The following is a 16,816-nucleotide window of genomic DNA, read 5'->3' on the forward strand; positions in this document are numbered from 1 at the left end:
CGATTTATGTCGACTACGAGAACGGCATCATCGTTGCCCGCCAAAACCCATCAGTCGACGAGAAGACCGGCCAGATTCGGGTTGGAACACCGAGCATCTCGGCTGTCCAACAGAGCAACGGCGCAGTATTGATCAAGTACAGCGCCGCCGACCCATTCTCGCCAGGAGGACAAGATCTCGCTAAGGCAATGTCATTCGACGTGAATGGCACCGTAGCGATTGAACCGACATCCGGAGGGCCCCGCGTCGGGGGCAACGTGACCAATTTTCCAGCGATCGAGATTTATAGCGATGCGCCAGACGGAAGTACCTTGCGGCTCGCCCAGTCATGGCCTCTTTTCGTGGACGATGCCCGAGGCCCCGCGGCAGGTCTTTGGTGGCACAAGCCGATTGGTGACCCGGCACTTGAGCTGTCCTTCAACGACCAGTATCCAGGTCCTAGGATCCCCGCCCTTCCGCATACAGGCCACATCCCCCCCGTAGCCCCAATCGGCCCGCCGCTCGTCGCGAGCCCACCGGGTACGTATCCCCTTGGGCCCGTCGAGCATCCGCCACAAATCGGCGTGCATGATCCTGTTGTCATGCTGCCGCCGCCACCAGCCAAATAGGGAGAGCGCAGTGAGTCAACTGAAGGAGCCGATCGACTGGATCCGCGCGGTATTTTTTGGAGCGATCTCTGGGGGCCTCCTCTGGGCGATTATGGTCGCAATGTTGTCAGTAGTTGCCGATGGGCACATCTATACGCAAACGCTTTACATATTCTTTTCGGCGGTCTCTATTTTCATTCTCATAATCGGGATCATTCTCTACTTGCACGCTACTACGTCAATCTGGCGCAGTACGGCGATAGGTATTATCTTGGCGCCGCTGACCGGGTGGTCAGTCATATTATTCGCTACTGTGGCCGTGGTGCTGCCGTCACAGGGGACGGTCTGACGTGGGACCTTCGGAGCGCACCAATTCGTTCGAGTACGCCCAGAACCACCCGCTTCAGCTCTTAGCCGGCCTGTTTGCCGGTGTAATGTCGACACTTTTTACATTCGGATTCTTGTGGTTCTTTGCACCCGCACTGCCCTTGATACTGTGCGGAATCACGATGAAGTTCCGCCGGGCAAGAGCATTCTCTGTGGGTGCGTTAGCAGCGTTTACGGGAGTTATTGCTTTCGTGGGGTTATTCGCAATCTTGACTGTAATATTGTCGTTAACAATTGAATCGACGGCTCCGTCATCTGCAGGTTTTCGATGAGCACGCGCTCTAGAACCCAGCAGTGAATTGACCGGCACCGATACCGTGATTAGCCTCGCTACCAAGGCCGGGGGGCACGAATGGTCAGGGGTGAAGATGTTGATCGGCATTGGTTCGCTACTGAGGCGAGCCAGTTGTGCTGCGAGGAACCACAGCTTCGCATCGTTCCACTCAACGGTGCTCGGGAGGATGCCATGAGTGGCGACGACGAAATCCGAATCATTCTCGAGCACCTGGCCAAGTTGGACGGGTTTCCGCCGCCGCCAGGGATCACTCCCGACCAGCTGGCTACGGGGGCTGTCCCTTTGAGTCAGCTGCTTAGAGCGCTCGGCCTTGCCGCCAACAGCGGCGATCCGAGCGACATGGGCGACGCTCAAACCGGACATGCCGAACGTGGCGCGAAAACCGCTGACGCTATGGGCAAGTTTCCTGCGAACGAAGCAGAGTCAGCCGCGAAGGTCGGCAGTCCCGCTGAGATGGCGCAGCAGATTCCGCAGATGATCTCTGGCGTAGCTGGCGGGATCTCGGGTGCCATGCAAGGTCTGCTCCAACCGTTGAGCCAGCTTCCGCAGCAGGCTGCCCAGATCGGACAACAGATGATGCAAGCCGGCATGGGCGCAATGCAGCACGGCGCCGAAGGAGCGGCGGCAGCTGGCGCGGCCGTTCCCGGTGAACTGACGGGGTCCACGAGTGGTGCGGGTGCAGGCGGTGGCGGTGTGGGCGGGCTCGGCGCCACCACACCAACGGGGAGCCTCAATCCGCTTCCCGCCCCGTCAGCCGGTACCGAGCCTGCGTCGTCGCGCACCACCTCTGGCCCGCCACCGAGTGCGTCGGCACCGACGAGCGCGTCGAGGGGGCCGATGGGCGCGATGCCAATGATGCCGCCAGGTGCGATGCACGGAGCGGGTGGCGGAGGCAAAGACGAGAAGCCCGACACCAAACGCATTGTCGCGCCGTCAGTGAAGAATGGCGCTCCAGTCCAGGGCCGTATCACCACCCCGCCGCCGACGCCCGAAGTCGTCAAACGTGTTGAGGGTAAACCGGTCGCGAGTCGGCGCATCATCTTGCCCGATCGACAGCGCGATGACGACGATAAGGACGCGAACCGCTAGGGGGCGCCGAAGATACGATCGAAACCGTGTCGACTCTGCCTCCTCAGCCGCCGTTTGCGCAGCCCCCCGTGCCGCAATCGGCGCCAATTGGGCCGACCGCGCCTAAGCGTTCTGCCGGAAGGCTTGCAATAACTTCGTTGGCGTTCGCGCTGCTCGCACTGGGCGTTGCCGTCGGGTCCTGGTTCCGCCCTGTTCCCGGCAACAACTCCACCGCTCCGCCACCTAAGCCGGTCTATACCGACCAGCAGGTCGCTGTCGCGAAGACCGATATATGCGGCGCCTATCGGCAGGTGCGCCGCGCACTCGATGTAGCCGGTGCTCGGACTGGCGTTAGCGACCCAACTGCCACGCTCGCCGTCGCTACAGCTTCGCGGCAGGCACTAGATGTCGGCAGCCGGTACTTGCTAACCAAGCTTGCGGAGCAACCGGCGACAAATCCTGACCTCGCTGCGGCAATTCGGCAACTGGCCGACTTGTACCTGCAGATTACTGTTGGCTATCTCGCCGATGCTAGCGATTCGGAAATAAATCCCTTATTTCAAAATGTTGACCAATCAACATCAAGAATTGATGGGGTGTGTAAATGATCGATCCATGTGCGCGACAAATCTCCTGAATTCCGGCACTCATGACTCTGATTTCCAGAGCAACTGAGGATCAAACCACCGTCTGATCATTTTGCGACAAATTGTGCAATGACCGAGCGCTGGGCGGCGGAGCTACACGATCAACGACTAGCGAAACGCGTCACCAGGGCAAAATTTGGCTCGGGTATGTCCTGGGAAGCTTGAAGTTGATGCGCCGGTGCACTGCCTTTGTGACATCGTAGGTGACTACCGGTATCGCAACAGGACGATACGATTGAGAACGTGTCGGACTTCGGACCACCCCCTGCTGCATCGCCTGTCCCACCGCCTTGGCCAGCACCAATGCCGTCCCCACGCAGGCGGCAGTGGCCGGTGTTCGCGTTCCTCGTCATCGCCCTGCTAGTGACGCTCGGTGTCGCGATCATCGGCTGGTTCCGGCCATTGCCCGCTAAACCACCACCACCTCCGACTTACACCGCCCAACAAGTCGCAGATGCCAAGACCAAGGTGTGCGCGGCTTACGAGAAAGTGCACGGTGCGATCGGCGTCAGTATGGGTCGCGACCTCGGGAGCGACCCAACATCGCAACTGACGGTGGCGACAGGCGCGCGACAATCCCTACTTGCCGGAAGCGAATACCTGACTACCACTCTTTCTGAGGAGCCTGCTACCGCGCCGGACCTGGCATCAGCAATTCGGAAGCTTGCAGGTCTGTTTCAAGAATATACGGTTGATTATCTAAATGGACGCACAAATGCGGAAATGGAATCGTCGCTGCGCGCCGGCGATGATACTACTTCTACGATCGTAAGCCTCTGCAAATGAGCCCCTTTCCTCCAGGCAAATGGTCATTTCTACTCGTGGGCCATCAGTGGCCTGATGATCAAGACTTGATGGCGTTGTCGCATGGGAGGATCAACCGCGGACAGATCAAAGCGGGCTTCATTCATTTTGCCGAAATGCTTCGTAATGCTCGCACCGGCCCACTCGCCGAACAGCAGGGTTATACAGTCGACGATCTTCGCAACGCCTTCAGTCAAGGTGAGAACCAGGCGCGCCAGGTTGCCGAAAAAAACGGCACCAAGGAAAGCGCATACGGAACAACCTATGACAGCATGGCAAGTCTCCAGCACGATCTGACTAATCTGGCCGAAGAGGGAAACAAGCAGATAGACGAAATTCAAAACTCCAAGGAGCCCGTGGAAGCCAAAGTGCCGCAGATCGTCGCTGCGATACATCAGTATCAAGCGCTGTCCAATCTCGCAGCGGCGAAATATAGCGGCAACGTACTCGATGCAATGCAGCGGATTCTCGACGGCGAGGGACCCGGGCAGTCAGCGCGTCAGTTCGCTCAAGCCCACGGCGTCGATCTCGATCAGATGTTCCGTGGTCCCGGCGAGCAGACAAATTTGGAGAAACAGGTCCAGGGCATGCTGAACCCCCCGGGCTCAAATATGGGCTTGACCCACCCGGCAGGCTCCACCACTCCACCTCCTCAAGTGCCTGCGGCCAGTGCACCTGGTTCAGCGATGAATATTACTGGCGGAGGACAGTACGCGGAGCCAGCAGTTGGCCCACATCAAGCCTCGGCTGTGCCGGGCTCACCGATGAATATTAATGCGGCAGCGGCGTTTCCACAGACTCCACCTCGAGCCGCGCCACCACCGGCTGCGGGCCCCATGCCGTCTGCACCCGCACCCGTGCACGGCGCCACCTCCATCCCGGGCGCGGCCTCGGTAAGCGCACCGAGTCCGGGTCTGCCCACGATCGGAGCAACACCCTTAACCGGCGCACCAGTCGCGCCAACAGGTCCGGTGCAGCCGGTTACACCAGCCGACTTGATGCACAGTTTCGACAAGGGAATGCAGGCAGGCACAGCAACAGCGGGTGCGGTGCCGCCACCGCAGATGCCACCGCCGGACCCGCAGGCCCTACCGACTACTCCGACCGCGGGTGCGGGCAGCGTCCCCGTCAACGCACCGGCATATGAGGCACCGGCCGTCGCACACGCGGCAGCCCCCGACGCAACCGCGCCACCGCAGGTCGTCGCGGGATCAGCCAGTCCAGCCGTTGCCGCGCCCGCACCCTCGGGCCCGCTGCCCGCTTACGCCTCGGACATCCGGCCGACGATCCCCACGGCCTCCGCCCCCGTCCTTCCATCGAGCCCCCCGCCGTCGGCGATCGCAAGCTCTGCACCGGTGCATCCCTCAGCGGGACAAAGCAGCCCCGCGGGCCCCACCGTCGTGCGTCCCACCCCCCCGCCAGCGCCACCAGCATCGCCGTCGAGTCTGGGAACCGAGGCCGTCGCAGCCACCGCCACCGGAGCGGTCGCCGGCGCCGCGTCGGCCAGCGCGACCGCGCGGGCGCGGCTGGAGCGACTGGTGGCCGCGGTCGCCCGCCAACAACCCCGCCTAGCCTGGGCGGCCGGAGACCGCCCTGACGAAACCACTGTGCTCACAACCGATCTCGCCAGCGGCTGGATCCCGCCGGGCATCGAGCTCCCGGCAGCGGTCACGCTGCTCTCGCCCGAACGACGCCGCGGCGACCTGGAAACCCTGCTCGGCGAAGTCACCGTTGCCGCCGGCTACACGCCAATCCATCACGTTCCCCAGGAACACGAACCTGTCCCCACATCGTCGCGCCCCCGCCGCCTGCCCGACGTCGACGAGCTCGGTTGGGAGCTCAACCAGGCGACCCAGTGGCGCGATGGCCTACCCCGACTCGCCCACACGCTGGCCAAAGCCGCCACCAGCGGCACGGGAGTGCTGGACAAAGAGGTCGATCTCCTGCAAACGCATCTGCGCGAGATCAGCACCCGCGTTCTGGACAGCTACCCCGAGAACGTCGACGCGCACGACGTCGGCAACTGGCAGCTGCTGGCCGCCATCGAGGCACTGGTAACAGACGACAAGACGGCAGCCAACTATCACCTCGCCTGGTTCCAGGCCTGCAGCACGACCAGCCACAAGGTGAATTGACCGCCAAGACTGCGGTAGTAATCTTTAGTCCAGCTCGGAAGGGGTGGCGGTGTTCGTCGACACTGGATTACTGCATTCGGGGGGAAGCCAGTCTCACCGCGCTGGCGGGCACGCTCAGGACGCCGCCGATCGCCTGTCGCGGGGACCGCTGATGTCGGGAATGTTCGGTGACTTCTCCGCCGCGGAGGAGTTTCACGAAGCGGTGAGCGCGGCCCACGGTGAGCATGTGAAGGGCCTGCAGGCACACGGGGAAACGCTGACCACAATCGGCGGCAAGGCCCACGAGGCCGCCTCACGGTTCACCGAGATGGAGGAGCACAACGCCGCGGAACTGCGGGCCGTGCGATGCAACTCCGCTATATAAGCATTCCCCAGCTGATCGCCGAAGCCGGCGGTGACCCTTGGGCGATCAACAACAGCCTCCAACGTGGCCGTCCCGCACAGATTTCCGATTTGGCGCAGGCGTTTCACAGGGCAGGTCGGTGCACGACGGAGTCCGCCAACGCATTTGAACAAGCGCGCAGCCGCTTTGAGGCGTCCTGGAATCGCGACAACGGCGACAACCCGATCAACGACTCCGCCGAGGTGCAACGCACCGCCCAGAAGCTGGGAGCACAGTCCCTGCAATTACCCAAGATTGGCGTCGACCTGGAAACCATCGCCGCCGCGCTGGCCGAAGCGCAACGAACCGGCTCGACGTTGATCGCGACGTTGGAGAACGAACTACAGCAGATCGACAACCAACTCGGCCAAGCACTCGCACTGGAGAAAGACCCTCACCTCAGCGCCGCGGATAGATCGGCGGTGGATGCGCTCATCAGCCTCTTGGAACAGCAAGCCATCGATGACACCAAATCAACGCTCGCACAGGTTCAGTCAATCCGCAGCGGTTACTCCGACTACCTGCAGAAGTCACTGACGACCCTGCGCACCGATGGATACGACGGGGCGGCCATCCAAGGAGCGGATGCGCCGGAATCGCCTCCCAAACCTGAGGATTCGATTCCGCTCCCACCCCCGGGCGCCAGCACCGAGGACGTCAACCGGTGGTGGAAGTCGCTGACCAAAGAGCAGCAGGACCGGCTGATCGCCCAGCATCCGCCAGATCTGGGAAATCTCAACGGGGTTCCCGTCGTCGCTCGCAGCCAGGTCAACATGGCCGTGCTGAACGACGACCTGCATCGCGTCGAGGACCTCGCCCAGCAGAACGGTATCGCTGTCAACGACGTGCTCAACGATCCAGGCAAATACGGGCTGTCGCCCACCGCGGTCACCCGCTACAACAACGCCTGTCGCACCAAGGAGGGCTTGGCCAAATCCGGAGAAGCCGTGGACCCCTGGAACAGGCATCCGGACATATTCCTGGTTCGGTATCAGCCCGACGCATTCGGCGGAGAGGGCGCCGCGGCCATCGCAATGGGCAACCCCGACGCGGCGGCCAACACCGCGGTCCTGGTGAAAGGGTTGGGAAGCGGGGTGTTCGAAGGAACTCTGGCCAACCCCGACGGTGTGCGTCTCTATGACGAAACCGCCCGCGCTGCGCGGGGCAAGCCGACCTCGGTGGTGATGTGGATCGGCTACGACGCCCCGAACGATGTGACCGACCCCGGCCTGTACGAGCCGAACATGGCACGGACCGGGGGCCAGCTGCTGGCCTCGGATGTCAACGCGTTCGCGATCACTCACGAGGGTGCACCGACGCACACGACGGTGGTCGGCCACTCTTACGGATCCACCGTCGTTTCGGATGCGGCGGCGGCCTACGGCATGCATTCCAACGATGTGGTACTCGTCGGCTCACCCGGCACCGATCTGGCCCACACCGCGGCCGATTTCCATCTCTCACCGGGTGGCCATCTCTACGTCGGCGCGGCCTCCGGCGATGCGGTGACCTGGTCACCCGGTCATGTGACGGGACCGGGTGGCTTCGGTCCGACGCTGGGCGGACTCGGCGACGATCCGTCCGTCGACGGCTACGGCTCGACCCGGTTCAAAGCCGAAGTTCCCGGCTATACCGCCAACCCGATTTACGACCATTCCCACTACTTCGATAATGGGTCGGAGTCGTTGTTCAGCATCGCCGACGTGGTTTCCGGCCACGGTGACGCGCTGGAGCACGACGGCATGACGGCACCGCACCGCGGCGAATACGGAATGGGGAATTGGTTTGACCCCGAGGCCTTCCGCTCGGCGACCACCGGGCACACGCACAGCGCGCCGACAGGCTAACCGCAGAAAGGAAGTGACGAGTGTGGACTCTCGCAACCAGGATCGCCGTCGCGGCGTCAACCATCGGCCTCGTGCTCGCCGGATGCGCTGAGACCGTGCGTAATCCGATATCCCCGCAACAGGCCCGCGCCCAGGCCGTCAACGCCGCCCGCGACATCGTCAATGCCCTGCACGGCCAGGTGACCGAGGCGAAGTTCAGCTATGAATCGTGTAACGACCAGGGCGAGCCGCCATTTCGGGGCGTTGCGAAGGTGTCGTTCTGGCTGCCCGGCATCCCGCACAGCGAACCCGCCGACGCCCAGGCGGTGATCAACGGACTCGTGGCCGACGGGTGGAGCACCGATTCCGATTTCAAATCCCATGCGCCGACCTTGAAGAAGGACAACGTCAACATCATCCTGACCGTGCCGCCGCGACCACCCGCCGGGGTCGAACTCAACAGCCACGCTCGGGTCGATGTCGACGGTGAATGCCGTGACACCACCGATCACCGCACCGACGGCTCGATCGTGCCGGTCGATATCAGCAAGGAAATCCAGCAGCCCTAGTGCTGCCCGGACACCGGCACCACGACGAGCTCGTGCGGCCGGTTGTTGACGGCCAGGGCGCCGTCTTCGGTCACGATGACGATGTCTTCGATGCGGGCGCCCCAATGGCCGGGAAAGTAAATGCCCGGTTCGATCGAAAAGGCCATACCCGCAGTCAAGGCCAGGTCGTTGCCGCTGATGATGTAGGGCTCCTCGTGCACCGAGAGCCCGATGCCGTGGCCGGTGCGGTGCACGAAAAACTCCGCGAGCCCCGCTTCGGCCAGCACGTCGCGGGCGGCGGCGTCGACCTGCTCGGCGGTCACCCCGGGACGAACCACATTGAACGCCGCCCGCTGGGCTCGCTGTAGTAGCGAATACTGCTGTGCGACATCGGGACTGGGCTCACCGATGCTGTAGGTTCGCGTTGAGTCAGAGTGGTATCCGGGTTCGTAGGCTCCCCCGATGTCGACGACGACAATGTCACCGGCCTGCAATTCGCGATCCGAATAACTGTGGTGCGGGTCGGCGCCATGCGGGCCGGAGCCGACGATGATGAAGGACACCTCCGAATGCCCTTCGGCAACAATGGCTTCCGAGATATCCGCCGCGACATCGGCCTCGGTGCGGCCCGGGAGCAGGAACTCCGGCACCCGGGCATGCACCCGGTCGATGGCCGAACCGGCCTTGCGCAGCGCGTCGATCTCGCACTCCTCCTTGACCATCCGCAGCGTGCGCAGGATGTCGGTGGCCAATACCGGTGATAGGCCGAGCAACTCGGCCAACGGCAATAGGTGCAGCGCCGGCATGGAATCGGTGACGGCCGTCGCGGCGGGAGCACCGCCCAGTGCCGCACTCACCAACTGATACGGGTCGTCGCCGTCGACCCAATCGCGCACCGTCAAACCCAGCTCCGCAATCGCCGATCCCTTGAGTGAGGCCAGCTCGAGCCGCGGCACCACCACTGTCGGGTCACCGGCGGCCGGCACCACCAGCGCGGTCAGCCGCTCGAACGTCTGAGCCCGCGACCCACTGAGATAGCGCAGGTCGTATCCCGGGGTGATCACCAGGCCGTCGAGTCCGGCGTCGCCGGTCGCGGCGGCGGCCGCTGCCAGGCGACGGGCGTAGACCGCGGCGTCGAATCGGTGAGAATCCATGGCAGCCAGGCTAACCGCATCCGTCGAACGTCGAGATGATGTGGTGACTTCGCCGGATGGGCGACAACAACTCGACGTTCGGCGCCGTGAAAAGATAGCCCGCATGCCTGCACCTCTGTTGCTGCTCGACGGCGCCAGCATGTGGTTCCGCTCGTATTTCGGGGTGCCGTCGTCGATCACCGCTCCCGACGGCCGGCCGGTCAACGCCGTCCGCGGTTTCATCGACTCGATGGCCGTCGTCATCTCCCAACAGCGGCCCGGTCGGCTGGCGGTCTGCCTCGACCTGGATTGGCGCCCGCAGTTCCGGGTGGACCTGATCCCGTCGTATAAGGCGCATCGGGTGGCCGAGCCGGAGCCGCAGGGCACGCCCGACGTCGAGGAAGTGCCCGACGACCTGACACCGCAGGTCGAGATGATCATGCAGCTCCTCGACGCGTTCGGTATCACGACGGCGGGAGCGGAGGGCTTCGAGGCCGACGACGTGCTGGGCACGCTGGCGGCGCAGGAAAGCAACGACCCGGTCGTCGTGGTCAGCGGGGACCGCGACCTGATGCAGGTGGTCACCGACGATCCCGTCCCGGTTCGGGTGCTCTATCTGGGCCGCGGCCTGGCCAAAGCCACCTTGTTCGGGCCCGCCGAGGTGGCCGAACACTATTCCGTGCCGGTGGACCGCGCCGGGCCGGCCTACGCCGAACTAGCGCTGTTGCGCGGTGACCCGTCCGACGGCCTGCCCGGCGTGCCGGGCGTCGGCGAGAAGACGGCCGCCACGCTGTTGGCGCAGCACGGCTCGCTGGAGCAGATCCTGGCCGCCGCACACGACCCGAAATCCAAGATGGCCAAGGGATTGCGGGCGAAACTACTGACCGCGACCGACTACATCGAGGCCGCCGGTCAGGTGGTGCGGGTGGCCACCGATGCACCGATCACGCTGTCGACGCCCACCGACCAGCTACCGCTGGCCGCCGCCGACCCGCAGCGCACCGCGGCGCTGGCCACGGAATTCGGCGTGGGGTCCTCGATTGCCCGTCTGCAGAAAGCGCTCGACTCGCTGCCGCAGTGACGCGCTACTGCGGCCGGCCGACCTCGTAGGTGCCCTTGTCGTCCTGGAAGGTCACCGTCACGCGCTTCTGCGCGCCGTCGATGCTGACGGCGCAGTCGAACGTGCCGCCCTTCGTCACGGTGGGGTCGGTGCCGTTGTTGCACTTGACGTCTTTGACGTTCTTCGCGCCGTAGCCGTTGGTTTCGTCAGTCAGGACCTGCTGCACGCCGGTCTGCGCCTTGTTGACGTCCAGCTTGGTGGTGACGAAGAAGCCGGGCTCCCAGAAGCCGAGCACCAGCACGACCGCGATGAGCAGAAAGGCGATCGCTCCGCCCACGCCGCCGATCAGCGCCATCGAACGCTTCTTTTTCGGTTGCTCGTAGCCCGGGTACTGCTGCGGGTATTGACCCGGCTGACCGTATTGGCCCGGCTGACCGTACTGGCCGGGCTGACCGTACTGGCCCGGCTGCGCGTACTGACCGTACTGGCCGGGCTGACCGTACTGGCCCGACTGACCGGGCTGCCCATACTGACCCGGCTGACCGTATCCGGGCTGTGGCTGCTGGGGGTAGGGCTGCTGGTAAGCGTGCTCGGCAGGCTGCTGGTATTGCGGGTAGTCGGCGGGCGGCGGGTACGCGGGGGCCTGCCACGTCCCCTCCTGGGTCGGCGGTTGCTGCTGTTGCCAGGGTGAGCCCACCTGACCCACCTGAGTCGGTTCCTGCGAGCGATCGCCACCCTCGCCGGGCGGTTGCCACTGCTGGCCCGGGTCCGATCCGTGCGGTCCGCTCATCATTTCTCCTCAATCGCCTTGTGTCCTGGCCCTGTAACGGTAGCTCGGGCCCAGCCTACCCGGCGTCAACAGCGACGACGCCGCGCCGAACATCGTTGATGGCGCGCTTTGCCGTGGCCCGCAGTTCAGCATCCGGCGCGGCATTGCGAACCTGGTCCAACAGATCGAGCACCTGACGACACCACCGTACGAAATCCCCGGCCAACAAGGGCGAACCGCTGCCGGTCGCGTCGGCAGCGGCCAATGAGCCGGCCAGGTCGCCGGTCCGGGCCCATTGATGGATGACGGTGACGAAGCCGTCGTCGGGTTCGCGGCTCGGCGCGATGCGGTGGGTCTGCTCGTCGGCGCGCAGCGCGAACGACAGCTTCGCTGTCTGCTGCAGGGCCTGCCGCAACTTCGGAGTGGGCGCCTCAGCGGCAAACGGAGCGCCGGGGCCGTCGCCACCGCGCGTCTCGTAGAGCACCGACGACACCACCGCGGCCAACTCGGCGGGCTTCAGTTCGGCCCACGCGCCGGTGCGCAGGCATTCGGCGACCAGCAGATCGCTCTCGCTGTAGATCCGGGCCAACAACCGGCCGTCGTCGGTGACCCGCGGATCAGTCGCGGAGCCCTTGATGAATTCGCGCTCCGTGAGCAGCCCGACGATCCGGTCGAACGTGCGGGCCAGCGAGTTGGTCGCCGCGGCGACCTTCTTTTCCAGCTGCGCGTTGTCGCGTTCGATGCGCAGGTAACGCTCGGCCTCACGGACTCCCGCCTCGACGCCCGGGCTGTTGTGCGCCGGGTGGCGACGCAACTCCGCCCGCAACGACGCAAGCTCCGGGTCGTGGAAGCCGCCATCGGCATCCGCGGCGCGACGGCGAGACGGAACGTCCAGCCCGGCGGCGGCCGACCGCAGCGCCGAGGCCAGATCGCGGCGCACCCTCGGCTGACGGTGTTCGACCCGCTTGGGCAGCGACATCGATCCGACCGGCTCGGAAGCACCCGAGTAGTCGGCCGACGAAATCCGGCCCGCCCAACGGTGTTCGGTGAGCACCAGCGGCCGCGGGTCGTCGCCGTCGCGCGCCGATTCCAGCACCACGGCCAGCCCGCTGTGCCGGCCGTGGGTGATGGTGATGATGTCGCCGCGGCGCAGCCCGGCCAGCGCCTGGTTGGCGGCCTGCCGTCGGTGCAGCCTCGACGCCCTTGACTGCGCGCGCTCCATCTCCGAAATCCGCGCACGCATCCGGGCGTATTCCAGGATCGGCGCCTGGGCCCCGCCGAGCTCGGCAGCGATCTCGTCGGCCATCCGCTTACCCCGGTCGATGCCGCGGACCAATCCGACGACGGAGCGGTCGGCCTGATACTGCGCGAACGACTGCTCCAGCAGCTGATGCGCCTGCTCCGGGCCCATGTGCTGCACCAGATTGATGGTCATGTTGTACGACGGGGTGAACGAGCTGCGCAGCGGGAAGGTCCGGGTCGACGCGAGCCCGGCCACCGCCGACGGCTCCGAGGTCTCCTCGCCGGGATGCCAGAGCACCACCGCGTGACCCTCGACATCGATGCCGCGCCGGCCGGCCCGCCCCGTCAACTGGGTGTACTCCCCCGGCGTCAGCGGCACGTGTGCCTCGCCGTTGAACTTCACCAGCCGCTCCAGCACCACGGTGCGGGCGGGCATGTTGATGCCGAGCGCCAGGGTTTCGGTGGCGAACACCGCCCTGACCAGGCCCGCGGTGAACAGCTCCTCGACCGTGTGCCGGAAGGCCGGCAGCATGCCGGCGTGGTGGGCCGCCAAACCGCGCAGCAGTCCTTCCCGCCACTCGTAGTAGCCGAGCACCGCGAGGTCGGCTTCCGCGAGGTCTGAGCACCGGTGCTCGATCACCTCGGCGATCTGAGCGCGTTCCTCCTCGCTGGTGAGCCGCAGCGGCGAGCGCAGGCACTGCTGAACCGCGGCGTCGCAACCGGCCCGGGAGAACACGAACGTGATCGCCGGCAACAGCCCTTCGGAGTCCAGCGTCGCGATCACGTCCGGGCGCGCGGGCGGCCGGTAGAAGCGCGGACGGCCCGGCCGTCCGGAACCGCGGTGCCGGGGCTGCCAGTCGCTCATCCGGTCCGCGTCGCGGCGATGCGCGATGTGGCGCAGCAGTTCGGGATTCACGCGCGGCGAACGATCGGCGGCCGGTTTCTCGTTCTCGTAGTCGAACAGGTCCAACAAACGCTTGCCGACGAGAACGTGTTGCCACAGCGGCACCGGCCGGTGCTCGTCGACCACCACCGTCGTGTCGCCGCGCACGGTCTGGATCCAGCCGCCGAACTCCTCGGCGTTGCTCACCGTTGCCGACAGGCTGACCAGTCGCACCTCGTCGGGCAGATGCAGGATCACCTCCTCCCACACCGGGCCCCGCATCCGGTCGGCCAGGAAATGCACCTCGTCCATCACTACATGGGAAAGCCCTTGCAGCGCAGCCGAATCCGCGTAGAGCATGTTGCGCAGCACTTCGGTGGTCATGACCACCACGGGCGCATCGGCGTTCAGCGACACGTCGCCGGTCAACAGCCCGATCCGGTCGCGGCCATAGCGCGCCGTCAGATCGGTGTGCTTCTGGTTGCTCAGTGCCTTGAGCGGGGTGGTGTAGAAGCACTTACCGCCACCCGCCAGCGCCAGGTGTACGGCGAATTCGCCGACCACCGTCTTTCCGGCGCCCGTTGGCGCGCAGACCAGAACGCCATGACCCCGTTCGAGTGCGGCGCAGGCCCGCGTCTGGAAGTCGTCGAGCGCAAACGGCAGTTGCGCGGTGAACCGAGGCAGCTCGGTCAACTCGGCCACACCGTCGTCTGGTGCCGTCGGCATCTACGTCACGTCGTCGTGTTGCCCGGCGATGAACGACGGTTCCGGTGCCGGCTCGGATATCGGCTGGGCCGGCTCGATGACCGATGCTTCGTCATCCGAGATCTGAGTTTGGGCTTCGCGCTTGGCTTTTCGCTTGTCGTGGATGCGGGCGATTTGGATGGCCAGCTCTTGCAGCACGGACAGCGCTACCCCCAGCGCGGTCATCGAAAACGGGTCCGAGCCGGGCGTGAATATCGCCGCGAACACGAACATTCCGAAGATCATGCCGCGCCGCCACGCTTTGAGCTTTTGATAGGTGAGAATGCCCGCCATGTTGAGCATGACGATCAGCAGCGGGAACTCGAAGCTGACGCCGAATACCACCAGCAGATTGATCAGGAAGCCGAAGTAGCGGTCCCCGGACAGCGCGGTCACCTGCACGTCGCTGCCGACGGTCAGCAGGAAGTTCAGCGCCTTGGACAGCACGAAGTAGGCCAGCACCGAGCCGCCGATGAACAGCACCGCGGCGGGGATCACGAACCCGATCGCGAAGCGGCGTTCCTTCTGATAAAGGCCGGGCGTGATGAACGCCCACAGCTCGTAGAACCACACGGGGCAGGCCAGCACGATCCCGGCCGTCATGCCGACCTTGAGCCGCAGCATGAACTGGTCGAACGGCGCGGTGGCCAGCAATCGGCACTGCCCGTCGGCGCTGATGCTCGCGCGCGCCGACTGCGGCAGCGAGCAGTAGGGATGGCGTAGCCACTCGCCCAGGCTCTCCAGCCCGAACAGCGGATGCCCGTACCACACGAATCCCAGAATCGTGGTGACCAGGATCGCGGCCAGCGAGATCAGCAGCCGGGTGCGCAGCTCGGTGAGGTGATCGACCAGCGACATCGTCGCGTCGGGATTGGTCCGACTGCGCCTATTGCGCGGGTTGAGGTGCTTCAGGAACGCAGCAGTGCGCGCTGAAGTCTTGAGTGTTTTCACGACGGTCGGTCAATGGCGCTCGGGCACCGCGGCCGATGCCCGGCTAAGCGGGGCGCGCTTCAGTGTGGCCCTGCTCGGGGGTCGCCGACGGGTCGACCCGCTGCGACTGCACCGGCTGGGGGGCCGCGGCAGGGGTTTCGATGGAAGGCGCGTCGGACTTGCTTTCCGTCTGCATTTCACGCAGCTCGGACTTGAAGATGCGCATCGACTTGCCCAGCGAGCGCGCTGCGTCCGGGAGCTTCTTGGCACCGAACAGCAGGATTACGACGACCGCGAGGATCGCCCAGTGCCAGGGACTAAGACTGCCCACTTTGATTACCTCCAGACGTCCACCCGATGCTACCGCAGCTGAGCCAACTGCCGGTGTGCCCGCGCCGTGCGGTCAGGACGTCACTGCCTGGTAGGACTCCAAGGCCGCCGCCGCGGCATCCCGTACCCGCTGCGCGAGCGACGGCGGTTCAACCACCTGCACGTCCGGCCCGAATCCCAGCACCAGGCGTGTCATCCAGTCCTCGGAGGCATAAGTCATGACCGCCTCGCACGATCCGTCCGGCAGCTCGCGTACGTCGCGCATCGGGTAGTACTCGAACATCCACGACGCCGAGAGCGCCACCCGCAGCCTGGCCGACGGCAGGGACGGATCGCCGTCGAACAGCGACGTGTCCGGCCGCGCCTGCAGGGCCGGCTCCGGTGGGGCGGCCGGCTCGCCCAGCTCGGTGGCCTCGACGATCCGGTCGAATCGGAACAGCCGCACTCCTTCGGCTTCCCGGGACCAGGCCTCCAGGTAGCTGTGACCGCCGATCAGCAGCACCCGGATGGGGTCGACGATTCGGCTGGTCAGCGTGTCGTGTGAGGCGGAGTAGTAGTCGATGGCCAGCGCGTGCTTGTACTGCACGGCCGTGCGCACGGTGGCCGCGGCCCGGTTCTCGATCGGCGCCGGCTCGTCGATAGCCGTCACCGAGCTCGTGGCGTCATGTCCGACGGCACCGGCCGCGGCGGCGATCTTGGCGATCGCGCTGCGCGCCGCCTCCGGATCGACCACGCCCGGAATGTCGGCCAGCGCCCGCAGCGCGACCAGCAGGCCGGTGGCCTCCGGCGAGGTGAGCTTGAGCGGCCGGTCGATGCCCGCCGAGAACGTGACCTCGATGGTGTCGCCGGAGAACTCGAAGTCGATCAGATCACCCGGGAAGTAGCCGGGAAGCCCGCACATCCACAGCTGGTTGAGGTCCTCTTCCAGCTGTTTGGCCGACACCCCGAGCTTGGCGGCGGCCTCGGCGCGGGTGATCCGCGGATTGGCCTGGAAATACGGCACCATGTTGAGCAGCCGGACCAGGCGGGTGGACACGGGGGTCATG

Annotated in this window: 17 protein-coding genes and 1 pseudogene; 10 read left to right on the plus strand and 8 right to left on the minus strand. The window is 65.2% G+C overall.

What is annotated here, in order from left to right; all coding sequences use genetic code 11:
* Both ACZY0B_RS16160 and ACZY0B_RS16165 read left to right on the plus strand, forming a co-directional pair.
* A pseudogene (locus ACZY0B_RS16160) lies at positions 1-608 on the plus strand (EspA/EspE family type VII secretion system effector); the annotation flags it as partial.
* Between the two features lie 10 nt (positions 609-618).
* On the plus strand, positions 619-936 hold the full coding sequence (locus ACZY0B_RS16165) for a hypothetical protein (protein WP_463765145.1): 318 nt from the start codon (positions 619-621) through the stop codon (positions 934-936).
* A gap of 54 nt (positions 937-990) precedes the next feature.
* Here ACZY0B_RS16165 and ACZY0B_RS16170 read toward each other — a convergent pair whose 3' ends face one another.
* Complete coding sequence (locus ACZY0B_RS16170; RefSeq protein ID WP_463765146.1) at positions 991-1,479, minus strand: hypothetical protein; 489 nt, start codon at positions 1,477-1,479, stop codon at positions 991-993.
* Between ACZY0B_RS16170 and ACZY0B_RS16175 the strand changes: the two genes are divergently transcribed.
* The 3 genes from ACZY0B_RS16175 (at position 1,441) to ACZY0B_RS16185 (ending at position 3,770) form a co-directional block, all read left to right on the plus strand.
* Positions 1,441-2,358, plus strand: a complete 918-nt coding sequence (locus ACZY0B_RS16175; RefSeq protein WP_463765147.1) for a hypothetical protein — start codon at positions 1,441-1,443, stop codon at positions 2,356-2,358. The two genes, ACZY0B_RS16170 and ACZY0B_RS16175, sit on opposite strands and share 39 nt — an antisense overlap.
* Before the next feature lie 137 nt (positions 2,359-2,495).
* Positions 2,496-2,945 carry a hypothetical protein gene (locus ACZY0B_RS16180; RefSeq protein WP_463765148.1) on the plus strand — a complete coding sequence of 150 codons (450 nt, stop codon included), beginning with the start codon at positions 2,496-2,498 and terminating at the stop codon, positions 2,943-2,945.
* A 372-nt stretch (positions 2,946-3,317) separates the two neighbouring features.
* Positions 3,318-3,770 carry a hypothetical protein gene (locus ACZY0B_RS16185; protein WP_463765149.1) on the plus strand — a complete coding sequence of 151 codons (453 nt, stop codon included), beginning with the start codon at positions 3,318-3,320 and terminating at the stop codon, positions 3,768-3,770.
* Positions 3,771-3,799: 29 nt separating this feature from the next.
* On the opposite strand, the gene ACZY0B_RS16190 is transcribed toward ACZY0B_RS16185, so the two are convergent.
* Positions 3,800-4,183, minus strand: a complete 384-nt coding sequence (locus ACZY0B_RS16190; RefSeq protein WP_463765150.1) for a hypothetical protein — start codon at positions 4,181-4,183, stop codon at positions 3,800-3,802.
* A gap of 603 nt (positions 4,184-4,786) precedes the next feature.
* Here ACZY0B_RS16190 and ACZY0B_RS16195 point away from each other — a divergent pair.
* The 4 genes from ACZY0B_RS16195 to ACZY0B_RS16210 are packed head-to-tail and all read left to right on the plus strand — an operon-like array spanning position 4,787 to position 8,700.
* Positions 4,787-5,923 (plus strand): DUF5631 domain-containing protein, encoded by a 1,137-nt coding sequence (locus tag ACZY0B_RS16195; RefSeq protein ID WP_463765151.1) that lies wholly within the window; start codon positions 4,787-4,789, stop codon positions 5,921-5,923.
* A 49-nt stretch (positions 5,924-5,972) separates the two neighbouring features.
* Positions 5,973-6,287 carry a DUF2563 family protein gene (locus ACZY0B_RS16200; protein ID WP_463765153.1) on the plus strand — a complete coding sequence of 105 codons (315 nt, stop codon included), beginning with the start codon at positions 5,973-5,975 and terminating at the stop codon, positions 6,285-6,287.
* Positions 6,269-8,152, plus strand: coding sequence for a putative alpha/beta hydrolase (locus tag ACZY0B_RS16205; protein WP_463765154.1), 1,884 nt, complete (start codon positions 6,269-6,271; stop codon positions 8,150-8,152). The genes ACZY0B_RS16200 and ACZY0B_RS16205 overlap by 19 nt, the downstream gene beginning before the upstream one ends.
* Before the next feature lie 20 nt (positions 8,153-8,172).
* The gene (locus ACZY0B_RS16210; RefSeq protein WP_463765155.1) at positions 8,173-8,700 is read left to right on the plus strand and encodes a hypothetical protein; all 528 of its coding nucleotides are present in this window, start codon (positions 8,173-8,175) and stop codon (positions 8,698-8,700) included.
* Here ACZY0B_RS16210 and ACZY0B_RS16215 read toward each other — a convergent pair.
* The gene (locus ACZY0B_RS16215) at positions 8,697-9,833 is read right to left on the minus strand and encodes a M24 family metallopeptidase (RefSeq protein WP_463765156.1); all 1,137 of its coding nucleotides are present in this window, start codon (positions 9,831-9,833) and stop codon (positions 8,697-8,699) included. The genes ACZY0B_RS16210 and ACZY0B_RS16215 overlap by 4 nt on opposite strands.
* Before the next feature lie 103 nt (positions 9,834-9,936).
* Between ACZY0B_RS16215 and ACZY0B_RS16220 the strand changes: the two genes are divergently transcribed.
* Positions 9,937-10,893, plus strand: a complete 957-nt coding sequence (locus ACZY0B_RS16220; protein ID WP_463765157.1) for a 5'-3' exonuclease — start codon at positions 9,937-9,939, stop codon at positions 10,891-10,893.
* 4 nt (positions 10,894-10,897) lie between these two features.
* Here the strand turns inward: ACZY0B_RS16220 and ACZY0B_RS16225 are convergent, their stop codons facing one another.
* From ACZY0B_RS16225 to ACZY0B_RS16245, 5 genes are all read right to left on the minus strand, one after another.
* Complete coding sequence (locus tag ACZY0B_RS16225) at positions 10,898-11,662, minus strand: DUF4333 domain-containing protein (RefSeq protein ID WP_463765158.1); 765 nt, start codon at positions 11,660-11,662, stop codon at positions 10,898-10,900.
* Positions 11,663-11,717: 55 nt separating this feature from the next.
* On the minus strand, positions 11,718-14,468 hold the full coding sequence (locus tag ACZY0B_RS16230) for a DEAD/DEAH box helicase (protein WP_463765229.1): 2,751 nt from the start codon (positions 14,466-14,468) through the stop codon (positions 11,718-11,720).
* 24 nt (positions 14,469-14,492) lie between these two features.
* The gene (tatC, locus tag ACZY0B_RS16235) at positions 14,493-15,461 is read right to left on the minus strand and encodes a twin-arginine translocase subunit TatC (RefSeq protein WP_463765159.1); all 969 of its coding nucleotides are present in this window, start codon (positions 15,459-15,461) and stop codon (positions 14,493-14,495) included.
* 43 nt (positions 15,462-15,504) lie between these two features.
* Entirely contained in the window at positions 15,505-15,771 is a 267-nt protein-coding gene (gene tatA / locus ACZY0B_RS16240; RefSeq protein ID WP_463765160.1) for a Sec-independent protein translocase subunit TatA, read from the minus strand.
* Between the two features lie 72 nt (positions 15,772-15,843).
* Positions 15,844-16,815, minus strand: coding sequence for a helix-turn-helix transcriptional regulator (locus ACZY0B_RS16245; protein ID WP_463765161.1), 972 nt, complete (start codon positions 16,813-16,815; stop codon positions 15,844-15,846).
* Position 16,816: the final 1 nt, after the last annotated feature.

It is taken from the genome of Mycobacterium sp. IDUB_19, assembly GCF_055419445.1.

What these genes read in the sequence shown, in the direction of transcription:
- ACZY0B_RS16190 (WP_463765150.1), bottom strand. Translation starts at nt 4,183, where the DNA reads ATGTATCGCAGCGACGATCTGCGGCACTTTGGCTTCCACGGGCTCCTT.
- ACZY0B_RS16220 (WP_463765157.1), top strand. Translation starts at nt 9,937, where the DNA reads ATGCCTGCACCTCTGTTGCTGCTCGACGGCGCCAGCATGTGGTTCCGC.
- ACZY0B_RS16215 (WP_463765156.1), bottom strand. Translation starts at nt 9,833, where the DNA reads ATGGATTCTCACCGATTCGACGCCGCGGTCTACGCCCGTCGCCTGGCA.
- ACZY0B_RS16195 (WP_463765151.1), top strand. Translation starts at nt 4,787, where the DNA reads ATGCACAGTTTCGACAAGGGAATGCAGGCAGGCACAGCAACAGCGGGT.
- ACZY0B_RS16225 (WP_463765158.1), bottom strand. Translation starts at nt 11,662, where the DNA reads ATGAGCGGACCGCACGGATCGGACCCGGGCCAGCAGTGGCAACCGCCC.
- ACZY0B_RS16245 (WP_463765161.1), bottom strand. Translation starts at nt 16,815, where the DNA reads ATGACCCCCGTGTCCACCCGCCTGGTCCGGCTGCTCAACATGGTGCCG.
- ACZY0B_RS16205 (WP_463765154.1), top strand. Translation starts at nt 6,269, where the DNA reads ATGCAACTCCGCTATATAAGCATTCCCCAGCTGATCGCCGAAGCCGGC.
- ACZY0B_RS16175 (WP_463765147.1), top strand. Translation starts at nt 1,441, where the DNA reads ATGAGTGGCGACGACGAAATCCGAATCATTCTCGAGCACCTGGCCAAG.